Here is a 13,864-nt window from a genome sequence, read left to right on the forward strand (position 1 = left end):
GCTTCTCTCACTACGAATTACGTGATAGCCGAGCTTTAGCCAGCAACCCTCTCGAATGCTTATCATGCCTCCAACATGCTAGCCACAGAACGGCGGTGTAAAGTGGCACGTGTAAGGGCAGTTACGGTATTTGTGTCGCCACGCGAGTGGAGTAGCGAGAGTATATCAAGTTACGTTGAGAATGCGGCCGTGAAGGCAAACGAGATAGCGGATGCTATACGCGAACGTATTGAAGTCTGGAGTGTTCGTGTAGCTCTCCCTCCTCTTCCAGAAGGAGTAGATCCAGTCCGTGTGGCTGAAGCTGCGATGAAGGCTGCTGAGGCTAACGGTGTCAAGTATATTGCAGCGGTGCATCTTAACGTGGGAAGCATAGACGATGTTAAAAGGTTTGTTGATGCGATCGAAGTTGGCGTGTATGGTTCAGTGCTTCTACCTAGAGTTGAATACGCAGGAAGAGCTGCTGAGCTAATAATGGAGGCTTCTAAGCGGGATATAATGGCGCCCACGAGACTAGCCATAGTGTTTGGTGCATCGTGGCCGCTTACCCCCTACTTCCCGATAGCAGTGCAGACGCGAAGTGGAATGGGGTTTGCAGTAGCAGCGCTATACGTTGACGATGTGTTAGCATCCCTAGGTGAGGAGCCTAGCATCGAAATGATACGATACATCTCGACTCGAGTGTTCTCCGTCATAGAGGAGGTGTCGCGCGAGGCCTCAGAGCGTCTAGGTATCGAATACTATGGGCTTGACGCATCTCTATCCCCATGGATGGACGAGAGTGTTGCAAGACTGATAGAGAGGTTGATGGATGAACGGAAGCTAGGCTCGCCAGGCACGTTGACAGTGATACGTGAGCTAAACAGAGTGATTAGAGGTATAGCATCCAGCTTTGACGCTGTAGGTTTCAACGAGGTTATGCTACCCGTGGCCGAGGACAACGTTCTCAAGGAGCGTGTTGGAGAAGGATTGGTTCGCGTCAGGGACTTGCTCCTATACTCGACAGTGTGTGTGGCAGGCGTGGACATGGTAGTGGTTGGCGATAATATGACGAAGGAGGGGCTTGTCGGTCTCGTAAGGGATATGCACTCGGTGTACAAGCTAAAGGGGCTGAGCATAGGTCTTAGGCTGATAATGATTGAGGGGGCGCAGCCAGGCGACTGGATAAGCCTTGGGGAGTTTGGTAAAGTACCGGTGGCCTGGTGGTGAACAGTTACGAAGTAAGGGGGCGTCTTGAGCTACTCGGCAGAGAGCGGCTAACACTCCGTGCATATCTCGAAGTGTATGGAGGTGTTTTCATTACACCAGTGGGTATCGTAGACGCGAGTAGCGGGCCACGCCGCGTGGAGTATACCGTCAGTCTTGATGTAAACCGTTACTACGTGCCAGCTGACGTGCCACTACCAAAGCCGCAGCAACCTTACACTCTCGTAGACTACTCTATAGTCTATGAGCACGATCCTCGTCTATCATTAGTACAATCGGATAGAGACTCTACTATTGTGATTACAGACACAGCGTACACGATGGTAGATGGTCCCGCTTATCCACAGTTGTTGGTAAAGAATAGGGATGGCGCTGTAAGAATGCCGCACGAGCTATTATGGGCTTATCCGCTCCGCCCTGCTAACCGAATCTATTCTAGGCTTGTCGAGTTGGAGTATAGACTGCTTCTTGGGGGCTCCGGCTGCGCGACTTTACACGCGGTTAACACTGTATGTGCTGAGGATGAGTGTCTGCCTGAGATTGAGTGGAGGAGAGGTGTGGCACGCGAAAGGTTGTCGGCGAGTGTGCGTTGTTGGGCGAAAACGTTTGGTGCCGATGACTCGGGTGAGCCTCAGCCAGTGTTAGTTAAGGTAGAGGGTAGAGATGTTCATGTAAGGCCCCAAGGAGGAGGAGGGTATGGTATAGTGAGGTTAATGATAGATTGTGGCGGGGAAGTTTTTGCTGTTGAGAAGCTTGTGAGACGCGAATGGAGCTGGAGGCTAGATGAAGCATGCCGAGCGGTAGGCTATGCATCACTATGTCCATACTGTTTGCAACCGTTCTAGTATACATGCTGGCAAGCGTTAAACTAGCAATAGCAGCTCAACATAGCTATGACTTATACCTCCAAACCACAGTGCGAGTCACAATCCCCGACAATGCGAGTATATATTGCATCATGCCGGTAGGTGAGGATAAGCTGCTTGTAGCAGGTTATGTGGGTTCACCGCCAAGAGCTTATGCTGGAATAGTGGATCTTCGTGGTGGCAGTATTGAACCGATTCCTGTGCCGGGATTGGAAGATAGCATAAGGAGTGAGATAACGGGGTGTACACCAAGCAGCGAAGGTATACTACTCTATGGTTACGTGCAACTTGCTAATGGTACGCCTATAGCGACTATATGGCTATACCGTGACGGTGCCCTCGTAGCTCGCAGACTCAACAAGGTAGTTATGATACCATATTCGATGAAGGTTTATGGCAACGTAGTGTATCTCACGGGCTTCATAGGGAATTGTGAGGCGCGGGGAGCTTTAGCAATAATATATGCATTGAAGGGGCCATTAACCAGCATACTAGCGGGTAACGTAAGCGGGTACGTCTTTGCACCAGGATATAAGTTTGTACAGGACAGAATCTATCAACAGCTTGGTGGCAAGTTATACACGTGCGCCTACTTCACATCAGTCTACCAGCTAGTGACTGGCGACATCCTAGTACTAGGCTACGCCGATAACATGACCGGAGCGATAACGGGATTCACGATTAAAAGTGACCCACTCCTTCAGATACAGGAGAAGAGATTCACACCAATACCGCTGGCACCCGTGATACTCGACGAGACTGATTATATTGGTGTAGTTATGGGTGTCACACTGACGCCGCCGGTACAACCGGCAGTGTTAATCATAACACGCGACGGTAGAACAACATTGACTAGGATAAACACTCCTGGCTTGAAAGACGTTAATTTTGCAGCAATTGATTGCATGGGCGATGTTTGTATCGTTGGAGGTAGCGGCGAATCAAATAACAAGCAAATAGGCATCCTGGCAATCGTACAATTGAATAACACCAACGTGGAGTATGTGCATATGCTTCGATGGGCGAACACAACGCGTGTAACGAGTGTCGTGGTGACACCGGAAGGCAGCGTTTACGTAGCAGGATTAAAGCCTGAAAATGGCGGTACTCAGGTGGTTATAGCAAAGCTCGTACTAGCAGAGAGGGGCAGCGTGAATCGCACTATGGAAACCGCTGAAGAGAGTGGTAGTGGTAATGGTACACTGGTTGTATTGGCGGGGGTGTCTAGCTCAATAGTAACTCTGTCGCTTCTAGCCGTGATATTAGCGAGGAAGAGGCAGAGGCGCTAGGCTAAAGGAGTAACTATCTTGACGCGGCTCTCGCCCGATGAGCTTTTATCAACTTCAATCACTTGGTCGGCTGCATCCTCGATTTCGCGATCATGCGTGACTATGATGAGTTGTGGTAGTATCTTACCACCGCCGTGCCAGCCATACCTCAGTATGTTGACTAGTTCGCGTTTACGATGTTCATCGAGGTACATTGTCGGCTCGTCTAGTATCAGTGTATTGACTCTGCCGCGGCCTGCCAGTACCCTGGCAAATGCGATGCGGAAGGCAAGTGCCAATGCGGTCTTCTCGCCACCGCTCAGCATGCGGAAGTTCTTCTCGCCATAACGCGTTACCAGTATAACATCGTAGTCATCAGTTATCTTGACGTCCACAAACTCGATATTGAATCTGGCTAGAATTTCTCTAACATGCCTCTCTATCATGCTCCGTGCAAGTATCCTGATAAGTCGTGGTAGACCCTGTGGGCTAAGTGCGTTCTTTACGCGTTCAAGGTCACGCACGAATCTTGATATCTTCTCATACTCGGCGCGTCGTTTCTCAATCTCTTTTTCATATTCTTCATGTTGCTTCTCTAACCTCTTGTACTCCTTCAGTTTTTGCTCGGCGGCTCCGATCTCCTGGTTTAACCGCATGATGTAATCCTCTAATTCACGCTCTGCTTTGCGAAGCTCCTCAAGCCTAGCTTTCAACGACTCTAATGGCTGAATATCTTGTTCGAGCTTAGCTATCTCTTCTCGAAGAACGTTTATCCGTGTATCATACTGTTCGAGTAGAGCGCGTAACTGGTCTCGCTCGTTCCTTAGCTTTTCAAGCATCCGGATTTTCTCTTCTATGGCAGAGACGGTATCTTCATCAATCTCTATGAGTTTGTCAAGACTGACTCCAAGTCTATCGGATATATCCTCGAGCCTCTCGTACAACGATAGAGCTTGTGCTTCAAGTTCCTCGTACTCTTCGCGGAGGACACTTAGTGTCTCTAACTTGCCTTCCAATGCTTGTAGGCGCGCTCTCTTCTCCTCAAGTATACGGTACTTCTCCATAACTTCTCGCAATCTCATCAACTCGAGATTAGACTCTTTCAATTGCTCTTCTATGTCGCGTAGCTCCTTCTCTACGCGGCTAAGCTCGCCCTTCAGCTGCTCATAGTAACCCATCAGCATAGCTAGTCTGCTCTTGTATTCGCTGTACTCTCTCAGCATCTTCTCTAGCTTTTCCACTTCAACTCTCAGCTTGGCGAGTTCAGAGCGTATTCTCTCCAGCTTTTCTCTAAGCGCCTCCTTCTCGAATCGCAGCTTACGTATGAGGTCACGTCTTTCCTCGTCTCGTAAAGGCCTACTGCAGAGTGGGCACCGACCGTGTGCGGATGCAAGCTTCACAATATTCTCCTCTATATCGTGTATCTTTGACTCGATATTGCCTCTCTCACGAGTTAATGAATCGATACGAGCCCGCATAGAATCAATACGTGACTTCAGTTGCTCCTCCATACTGGCCAGCCTGGATACGACTTCACCGATATCGATAACTACGCCAGCTCTTATGTTGAGGAGTTTGCGTGCCATAGCTGCTATGTTCTGTTCGATGTCTCGCAGTTTTTGTTGCAGGTCTTCTCTGTGTTTTCGTAGATTCTGTAACCTCTCGCGGAGAGAGCGTACTCTCTCCTCAAGGCTAACGGCCTTCTCGTACGCTTCACGCATCTTCTCATATTCTGATAACTCGCTCCTCAGTTCCTCGTACTCCTTGCGAATCTGCTCATACTCCTCGATTCGTCTCTTTAAAGACTCCATACGTTTCGCGATAGAGCGTAACTCGTTGGCGGTGTTAACAGCCTCTCGAAGGAGGTTTAGGTGTGCAGCGACACTCTCATACTCCGCCAGCTCTGCGATACTATCTTCGATAGTGGCGAGTCTCTCGAGCACATCTGCTTTTTCACTTTCAAGTCTTTTGAGTTCCTCCCTCTTAGACTCGAGTATGTACGATTTTGCTTCCAGCTCTTTGACCTTATCTTCAATTCTTGACCTCTCGTTCTTAATCCTCTCAACTTCTCTCTTTGCTGCTTCTAGTTCACGCTGAAGCCTCTCAAATTCCTCTTCTACTCCTTTCAGCTCCTCCATACGCTCCTTAATGCGTTTCAGCTCGTTTTCGAGAAACTTTAGAACGTCCCTAGCTTGGCGCTCGCGTAACTGCCATTCACGTAGTACGAAGCGTATCTTTTCATATGCTTTCTCAATGGCATCGAGTCCTAGCAGTCTATTCACATACTCCTTGCGACGGCTACTCTCAATTATCTCTGCGAGTTCTCCCTGCTGAGCTATGAATGCAACCCTTGCAACCTCCTTACGTACGCCGAGGAGCTTCTCAACCTCAGCTACTACACTCCTAACGTCACGTGCCAGTAGCCTCCTCGTGTTTCCCAGTTCTTCAACTAGGATAGCGCTTTGTGTTCTACCGCTAGCGTCTAACTTACGTTCAACGAGAAACCTCTTGCCACCCACCTCGAACCATACACGAATAAGTGCATAGGAGGCGCCAAGTCTAACAAGGTGCTTATTGCTCTTGCCGCGGTTGTGAAAGTCGAAAAGCGCGAAGGTTATAGCATCGATTATGCTAGATTTGCCAGCACCATTAGGCCCAACTATAGCGACTATACCCGTATCGAACTCGAGTCTAGTATGACGGTGGCTAAGGAAGTTTATCAGTTCGACACCCCGGATTATCATTGGGTTCCACCTCCATACCTCTTCTTGAAGAACTCTTCAACAACAAGGCGTATCTCATAGTCGCGTGCTCCTGCTGCAACCTTCTCTATAATATCATCGGCTAGCTTGGCTAATTCGCGGTCGCCAAGCAGTTTTACCAGTAGCTCGAACCTGTCTAGTCTCGCGTCTGGCTCAACTCTAACACCACTAGTCTCATCAACAATTTCATCTATGAGGAGGTGAGTGTATAGCGTCTTATCACCCAGCAACATCTGCACTAGCCTGTATACCCTCTGCCTATCGATCTTCCTTCCACGTATAACGAGGTGTAGCAACGGCTTCTTCTGATAACCGGACAAGGTTGATGCTATTCTACGCAACTCCTCCTCCAGGGATTCATAGTCAATTAGATACAGGGGTTGAGGACGTAGGTTATCAAGCTTAACCTGGTATGTGTAGGCGCTTCTTGAATCAACCTCAGCTATTACGAATCCATGTTCATACTCGGCCTCATCCAGTCGAAGCGCGTCGAGCGAGCCAGGATAAGCGCCTATGGTTTCACCTACACGGAGAGTACTTGGCCTATGAATGTGTCCTAATGCATAGTAGCTATAGCCCCTTGGCAGCTCGTCTACCGCTATCTCGGGTTCGGGCGAGTACCCCTCAAGGCCCTGGTGGAGCACGAGTATCTTAGGGCCGTTAAAGTCGGGGTTAGCTAGACTTGCCAGCCGCAGACGGAGCTTGTCAACAGCAGTCTTCCTGTGGTGCGGCAAGCCTGCAACAAGAACTTCGCTTCCATTGCGCACCCGTAAGGATATCATAGCATCATTGGAGACGCCCAATACTTTCACAAGCCCAACTTCTTCTAACACGGAGAGTGGGTGTTCGCCCCTCCTCTTTGGTATATCGTGGTCGCCCAGCACAGCGACAATTGGTATACCGGCTTCACGCAGCCTCCTCAACTCGCGAATAGCAACACGTATAGCCTGTGGTGGGGGTTTCGAGGTGTCGAAAAAGTCGCCAGCGTGAACTACGATATCCACTCTCTCCTCTATGATCTTCGAGATTGCCTCGCTAAACGCCTCATAGATGTCAAGCTCGCGTTCATATATGCTGTACTGGCGGTACCCTAGGTGCGTATCGGCAAGATGAGCTACAATGACACTCTGCAAGCTACTCACCTCTTCATCGTAAGCTCCTCTATAAGATCCAAGACCGGGTCCTGACTGTGCTCCTGGTGCATTTCTCTGGCAGTAAGCCACTCTCCAACCACGTCAGGATCGGTGCCACCCTTCCTACCCTCATAGAGGTCTATGCGTACAAGAGTCGGCATCCTAACCATTGGGCCTAGCACTATAGCCTCGCCGGTATTGAGGCTCGGCAGTTGCTCCAGGAGGTCGTCGCTAAGAGTCTCGGTTGCCATCTGGACGTATCTCTGGTCGCTGGGCTCGACTATCCGGAGGATTATCTTGTTGTTAGCTTGGCTTAGTATATCCGGATCGAGGTTCTTTGGTCTCTGGCTAACAAGGCAGAGGCCGACTCCGAACTTTCTACCCTCTCTCGCTATCCTGGCCAACCAGTACTTAGATAGAGTGTCCTCATCCTTAGGCGCTAGTATGTGAGCCTCTTCGACGACAATGAATATCGGATATGGTAGGCCGTTCCCCGTGACGCGGTGCGCCTTTCTAGCCTGGAGTATCCGTCGCAGCATATGGCTGGCTATAACGTCGGCTGCGTCCTCGTCTACCCTGCTAAGGTCTAGGACGTTAGCGAAACCCGGCCTAAGCCTAGACAGCATATCGCCGGCTTCCTCATCGAGAATGTCGCGATACCTCTCTATGAGACCCTCTATCTTGTTGAGGACAGCTGCGAGTGCCTTAGGCTCTTCTTTGCCTCTTAGTTGCTCGACAGCCCTGCGAAGTGCATCCAAGAAAGCCTCGTTAGACTCACGTGCTCTCGCGTACGCCTTGCGGAGGATGCGCTCCTGGTGATAATACCTAGACTCTATCCCCAAGAGTATCATGAGCTCGGCTATGTTGAGGTGGCGTGGATTCAACCTAGGCTCTATGACGTTGACTCGCCCACCTCCAATATCACTCTCGACATATTCACCGTGGAAGTCTAGTATGAGTACTGTACCGCCCATGCGCACTATACGATCAGTTATCACGGCGACAGTGTTACTCTTGCCGGCGCCCGTCACAGCCAGTATAGCAAGGTGTCTAGTAACCATCTTGTTAACATCCACATAGACGGGCACGTCGGGTCGTGCCGCGAGAACGCCGAGACGTATGTATCCTCTGCTGCCAGGTCCGAATATCCTCTCTAGTAGCTCGCGTGGCGCGGGGTAAACTGGGGCGCCAGGAGGCGGAGGTATCCTGGGATTCCTAAACTCCGGGTCATTAACATCGCCGACTATCCTTACTCTCGCTTCGAAGAAAGTATCGCCGTTAAGTCTTAGCTCGTTTAGGCGTTGAATAAAGCTAGGCTCCTTAACAGAGTGTGTAGTGGCAAGCATCACACTCTTTGCTCCAATGTTCTCAACGAACCCCAGCAGTTCTATCCCGGTAGACCGTATGACAACATAATCTCCGAGCTTTGGGGGCTCCGAGGAGACAAATGTAGCCCTCACTGGGGTTGCGCCATCGAGCACATAGCCAAGGGGTCGCTCCTCCACAGCACCCTCCATGCTCTATAGTCAGCCTCCCCGCTACACCCAGCAAGTACTGTTACGAGCCGGTAATCCCGTTTAAAGATGGATACTAGCTCTGCGCGGAAGCCTTGCTGTAGATACTACTTGGAGGTGCTATCATAACAGCCGCGTATACAAGGTCGCTCTGGAGTCTGACAACCTTCACAAGTATGAGGAAGTCCGGGTTTTTAAGCCTTACTGGCCTATCCACAATATCCCCTATCTCTCGTTGCGCCTCCAGTCTTCCAACTTCGCCGCCGCTACGCCTCATCAGTCTGCCTTCAACCTTCACGGCGAAATACGCGTCCTGTGGTATGCGTCTAGGATAAAGCCTCTTCACCACCTCGAGCACATCCTCTATATATGGGCTTGTCACCTCATCAACCGGAATGACGCGCAGTATCGGCGAGTCTGGCGGTAGTTTGTGTTTAAGGGTCTCCACGGCAGCGTATGGGTCTGGAACCTTCGCCAAAATAATGGATTGTCTAGTATAGTATACACGTAGTCCAGGTATATACGCCTGGAGGTATCTAAGGGCTTCCATGTATCCACTCCTGCCGGGCGTATGCGCCACTATCAAGTTGAACAATTTCACAATTCACGACCTCCAAATGGCCCTAGCGCGTTTCACTGGTGCATAACCTATTCTCTCAGCTTTGCATACATGGATGTATCCCCTAGGAGAGTGGCGTGAGCAGAACGGTATACACGCTAGGGACTTCAAGACGAAGTCTTGCCGAACTCCTCTCGATACTAAGGAGGCTCGAAGCCGACGCAGTAGTAGACCTTAGGCGCTTCCCGCGTAGCAGGCGGTACCCCTGGTTCAACAAGGAGGTGTTGATTAGAGTGTTGTATGAGCGTGGTATACGCTACTATTGGCTCGGGTGGCTGCTAGGCGGTAAAACAGTGGGAGATTACACAAAGTACATGTGTACTCGCGAGTATAAAGCGGGTATCAAGCTGCTTCTAGAGATACTAGATGTTTCAAAGAATCCCGTTCTGCTATGCGCTGAGATGGAGTGGTGGAGGTGTCATAGGAGATTCGTAGCAGAGAGCCTGCATCGGCGCGGTTACCGTGTGGTACACGTACTGTCCCATGGATTTACTGAAGAGCATGTCGGTATAGAAGAGAGTGTTGAGTGCTACTAGCTTGGCTAGATGTTGCGTAGTATCGACTCGTCGTATTTGACTGGGTAGGCTGTACCATAGCCTACGAAGATTACCTTATCCGGCGATAGTGCTTTGATGACCTCGGCGCGGTTTGTAGCCACCACTAGTGTGATACCCGCGTTGCGCGCTAGTTGTGCTAGCTTCCTAGCTACACGCTGTGCAGTCAACGCGTCAAGGTGTGCAGCGAACTCATCTATCACAAGGAGGTTGGGTTTTGATGCCAGCAGGCTGGCAAGCTTGGCACGCTCCTTCTGACCTGTTGACAGCTCGGCGAATCTAGCTCGATAAAATATGGCGTCCGAGAGGCCAACGGCGTTTAAGATCTCGACGGCGAGGGCGGGATCGCCAGTCTTCCTAGTTATGTGCTCGAGTAGCGTCTCGTTGCCGAATTCTGGTTCATGCTCGCCGGGCAGTAGGTACTCTATTCTCGTGTTGCTCGGTACCTCGACTTTACCCTCGTTAGGCTTGTAATCGGGGTGGTCTATGCCCGCGGCGGCCCCAATTATCATTCGTAGTAGTGTTGTCTTCCCGGCGCCAGATGCGCCTATGACTACAACGACCTCTCCAGGGTTTATCTCGATGTTGACGTCGCGTAGCACGTGTCTCTCTACTACGCGTCTTTCAACGCCAAAGGCTTTCAGTATCTCTTGCAGTTCTGGCGGCAGGCGAGACAAGTCTAGCTCACTACGGTAAAGTTTAGTCACTTTAACCAGTCTAACTGGCGCTTCTAGCGGCTCAACACGGCCATACCTGGGCCTATAGAGTCTACCTCCATGTCTCCTTGCGTAAGGATCAGTACGTAGGAACCATTCTATTCTCTTTCTAGCCTCGTCGCTTAGAGGGTACATCAGCACAGGTCTGCCACTAGCAGTGTCCCACATATAGACGAAGCCAGCCTTCTCGAAGAAGGGATTGTAGCGCGCCATCTGTGCTATCGTTTCGACCACGTGCTTTCTCCGTTTCATTTCTGGTACGCGCCTCTCTCGCACCCACTCTAGAGCCATCTTTACGGCCAGCACACCTAGCCCGTCGCCACGATAGTCTGGATGTACCACTACACGCGCTATTCTTGCAGCAGCTGTGTTAGCCCTCTTCAACGCCTCTTCAGCTATCTCCTCGCCTACCGCGGCTCGCGCAAGCCTCTTTGACTTGTAGAATCCGAGTAGCTCGCGATACCTTGCAATTATGGCTTGCCTCTTTGAATAAGCTAATGGCCAGAAAGTCGGGTGGAACCAGTCCTTAGGGAACACCCTCTCTCGTATAAACTTCTCAACTTTAACAACGCCATTCTCGATTATGCGTCGATGCATGAGCGGGATGGGCGTGTCGATCCTCACGTATGCAACTATTCGTGGCTCGTAAGGCCGACGATTGACAAGCTCTAGAACTAGAAACCTAGAGCTGGGTAAGCTACCACGTATCTCTTGCAGTTTGGCGGGTACGCGGTCCTCGGGGCATATAGGCTGCACGTTACTCTCGAAGAACTTCCCGCAAACGGGGCATCTCCAGATTGCGACTATCTCCTCCTTACTAGCGTAATGATACTGCTCTAGGCTCACAATTTCGCGGTAATCGCTCTCGGTTATGGCCTCTCTTGCGACTACATGATACTCGTAGAGTGGTTCACCCCTAAGTGGGTCGTAACGGACAAGTCTAGCCGACTTGGACCACGGAGGCCATACTTTTACCCACTCACCATCCCACCACCTATCGAGCTCGTAAGCGTCACGCGGTACGATATAGGCGCCATCTATCCTAGTAGGCTCCTCCAGAATGCGAACTCGTACCTTCTCGCCAGGCGACAACCATCTAGCTACAGCGGCTGGCATCAAGAGGTGAATCTTTACGCCGTTATACTCTACTACAAGACCGCCAACCCAGCGGTAACCCACACGCGGCACGATAGCGGAGACGACTCTCGCCTCAAATGGCACTAGGATAGGCAGGTCCTGGTGCAACCAGCGACCCCAATAGGGTTGACAGGACGGGTCATCTAAGCTCTTACAAATGCGCGCTTAGTGAGAGCCTCAACCCAATTCTTCATCACCCGTAGTCTCTTATCATCGACGCGCCCTCGGAACGAGACCCGTACAACGCTCTGCCCGACTCTAACATCGACCACCTCAAGACCAAGAAGTTCTCCAAGCTCTTCGATACCATCTCTAGTTACCTCCGGTAAATCGTGGGGATTGCCGCACGGCCCCCATTTACAAGCGTAGCACGAAATGCCATGTGAATCTACGTTGGCAGAGCAGGATGATGGATAGACGCGCAGACCGACTTTAGCAGCATAGGCCTCAACCATTCGTTTCAAGTCACGCTCCTTTATCGTCACCTGGTCTCGTCGACTGCGTGGTCTTCGAGGAAGTCTTGCCTCAATTATGCGCGTGTCTATCCCGGCTAGTTTAAGCCTGTGTAGTATGCCTGGAGTGACTCGCAAAGAGCCTGGCACTACACCCGCGGCGCCAGCAGCCTTGGCCCTGGCTAGTATCTCGGGAACCTCTTTGTCGGTAACGCCGGGTATAATGGGCCTCAGGAATAGTGTCACATGGATCCCTATCTTAGAGAGGTTAGATATAGTCTCGAAGCGCTTCTCGGGTGGGGGCGTGTTGGGCTCAAGCCGCTTCCATAAACGCAGTGTTATTATAGTGACTAGGAAGTCAGCGTGAGGCTCTACACGTTGATGTATCTCAGTTGCAAGGCTTTCATCGATGTATGCCTTGGTGGATAGCTGAATGGGATTGCGCAGGTACCTAGAGGTGGCCTCCAGGTACTCCAATGCTCTTTCAACAGTCTCCTCCATGAACGGTTCGGTCACAGAACCGAATGCTAGTAGTGTGCCGTAAGGCCCTGGCACGAAGAACGGATTGGACAACAACGCGTAGACAAGCTGTAGACCATTCAGAGGATATGGTCGGGGCTTCATCGGGAAACCCATATCCGGCACATAGCAGTATACGCAGCCAAACTTGCACCCTATACCAGTGTGTATCGTCATGCCGCAGGGTCGAGGTTCGCGTCTAGCGTGTCCATCGCTCTGAGCCTCGCGTATCTCCTTCTCGTCTAGCATAGCAGCTATCTTGTCACGCAGCTCCTCCTTAAGCTTCCAAACTTGCCTAACCAGGTTAGCGTCTATGCGCAGGGGCGTACTGCACCACCTACTACTTAAACTCCGTGAATGATGCTCGTGTGCGGGGTATAAGGATTGACAGGTAGGGGTAACGGCGACGGTCTACGCAGTCTGGCCATCAAGACACTGCTAATCTCGCCATCGGGTGCGCTTAGCCCCGGGCCTCTATCCATCTCAGCTATAGCGCTTGGGGCAAGACTCGGTCTTGCAGGTGGACTAGCTGTTGCACTGGGACACATGCTATTCGAGCTACCTTATGTAGCGTTGCTAACCAAGGGTTTCGAGAGAGTTGAGAGCATAGTGCGTAGGTATGAAAAATACCTCATTGTAAGTGTTGTTGTGTTCCTGGTCTATTTCTCAGCTATGCTGTTGCGAGACGCTCTGGATATACTAAGGAGTTTTCAAGTAGGTGGGATTCAGGGGCTAACAGCTGCAAATATGTTCGAAGCCGTGCTAACGGGCATCATACTAACTGGTGGCAACGCGTACTTCCTCCTATGGTGGGTTACTGTAGCACTGCCAATAGTACGCGAGACGGCGAGGCATGGCACGACCGGCTTTGCAGTAATGTACGGAGCGCACGTGTGGATGGACTACCTGTGGCTTGGTTTGCTTGCTGCAAGTGGCGGCGTGGCGAGGATATTAGGCGTAATCCCTTACGCCGCACTGCTAATCATACTTGCAGGACTACTACTGTTATTCGCGGCTGACATGATGCTCCGCACGTTTACGTCAAAACGTGTGCTGCCATTCTAGGGCTTGCCTCATCTAAAACAGCAACCATCTTTAACCTCTGCTCTAGATAGGCGCCT

The 13,864-nt window shown here is 51.0% G+C and carries 11 protein-coding genes; 5 read left to right on the forward strand and 6 right to left on the reverse strand.

Going from position 1 to position 13,864, the window contains the following annotated elements; translation table 11 throughout:
• Positions 1–102: 102 nt before the first annotated feature.
• The 3 genes from PYRFU_RS10040 to PYRFU_RS07625 all read left to right on the forward strand — a co-directional run bounded on the left by PYRFU_RS10040 (position 103) and on the right by PYRFU_RS07625 (position 3,358).
• Entirely contained in the window at positions 103–1,206 is a 1,104-nt protein-coding gene (locus tag PYRFU_RS10040) for a DUF711 family protein (protein WP_014027081.1), read from the forward strand.
• The gene (locus tag PYRFU_RS07620) at positions 1,200–2,048 is read left to right on the forward strand and encodes a hypothetical protein (RefSeq protein ID WP_014027082.1); all 849 of its coding nucleotides are present in this window, start codon (positions 1,200–1,202) and stop codon (positions 2,046–2,048) included. The genes PYRFU_RS10040 and PYRFU_RS07620 overlap by 7 nt, the downstream gene beginning before the upstream one ends.
• A gap of 113 nt (positions 2,049–2,161) precedes the next feature.
• Positions 2,162–3,358 carry a hypothetical protein gene (locus PYRFU_RS07625; RefSeq protein WP_167827900.1) on the forward strand — a complete coding sequence of 399 codons (1,197 nt, stop codon included), beginning with the start codon at positions 2,162–2,164 and terminating at the stop codon, positions 3,356–3,358.
• Here the strand turns inward: PYRFU_RS07625 and PYRFU_RS07630 are convergent.
• The 4 genes from PYRFU_RS07630 to PYRFU_RS07645 all read right to left on the reverse strand — a co-directional run bounded on the left by PYRFU_RS07630 (position 3,355) and on the right by PYRFU_RS07645 (position 9,347).
• Entirely contained in the window at positions 3,355–6,081 is a 2,727-nt protein-coding gene (locus PYRFU_RS07630) for an AAA family ATPase (RefSeq protein ID WP_014027084.1), read from the reverse strand. The genes PYRFU_RS07625 and PYRFU_RS07630 overlap by 4 nt on opposite strands.
• Positions 6,078–7,232 carry a metallophosphoesterase family protein gene (locus PYRFU_RS07635; protein WP_014027085.1) on the reverse strand — a complete coding sequence of 385 codons (1,155 nt, stop codon included), beginning with the start codon at positions 7,230–7,232 and terminating at the stop codon, positions 6,078–6,080. The genes PYRFU_RS07630 and PYRFU_RS07635 overlap by 4 nt, the downstream gene beginning before the upstream one ends.
• A gap of 5 nt (positions 7,233–7,237) precedes the next feature.
• The gene (locus tag PYRFU_RS07640; protein ID WP_014027086.1) at positions 7,238–8,737 is read right to left on the reverse strand and encodes an ATP-binding protein; all 1,500 of its coding nucleotides are present in this window, start codon (positions 8,735–8,737) and stop codon (positions 7,238–7,240) included.
• An 85-nt stretch (positions 8,738–8,822) separates the two neighbouring features.
• Positions 8,823–9,347 (reverse strand): THUMP domain-containing protein, encoded by a 525-nt coding sequence (locus PYRFU_RS07645; RefSeq protein ID WP_014027087.1) that lies wholly within the window; start codon positions 9,345–9,347, stop codon positions 8,823–8,825.
• A gap of 95 nt (positions 9,348–9,442) precedes the next feature.
• On the opposite strand from PYRFU_RS07645, the gene PYRFU_RS07650 reads away from it, so the two are divergent.
• The gene (locus PYRFU_RS07650) at positions 9,443–9,901 is read left to right on the forward strand and encodes a DUF488 domain-containing protein (protein WP_014027088.1); all 459 of its coding nucleotides are present in this window, start codon (positions 9,443–9,445) and stop codon (positions 9,899–9,901) included.
• Between the two features lie 5 nt (positions 9,902–9,906).
• On the opposite strand, the gene PYRFU_RS07655 is transcribed toward PYRFU_RS07650, so the two are convergent.
• Both PYRFU_RS07655 and PYRFU_RS07660 read right to left on the reverse strand, forming a co-directional pair.
• The gene (locus PYRFU_RS07655) at positions 9,907–11,880 is read right to left on the reverse strand and encodes a GNAT family N-acetyltransferase (RefSeq protein WP_014027089.1); all 1,974 of its coding nucleotides are present in this window, start codon (positions 11,878–11,880) and stop codon (positions 9,907–9,909) included.
• A gap of 35 nt (positions 11,881–11,915) precedes the next feature.
• A complete protein-coding gene (locus tag PYRFU_RS07660) occupies positions 11,916–12,992 on the reverse strand; it encodes a radical SAM protein (RefSeq protein ID WP_014027090.1) in 1,077 nt (358 codons plus the stop codon).
• Positions 12,993–13,127: 135 nt separating this feature from the next.
• Between PYRFU_RS07660 and PYRFU_RS07665 the strand changes: the two genes are divergently transcribed.
• On the forward strand, positions 13,128–13,808 hold the full coding sequence (locus PYRFU_RS07665) for a LysE family transporter (protein WP_014027091.1): 681 nt from the start codon (positions 13,128–13,130) through the stop codon (positions 13,806–13,808).
• Positions 13,809–13,864 lie beyond the last annotated feature (56 nt).

The sequence above is a fragment of the Pyrolobus fumarii 1A genome (genome assembly GCF_000223395.1).
Taxonomy (GTDB): Archaea; Thermoproteota; Thermoprotei_A; order Sulfolobales; family Pyrodictiaceae; genus Pyrolobus; species Pyrolobus fumarii.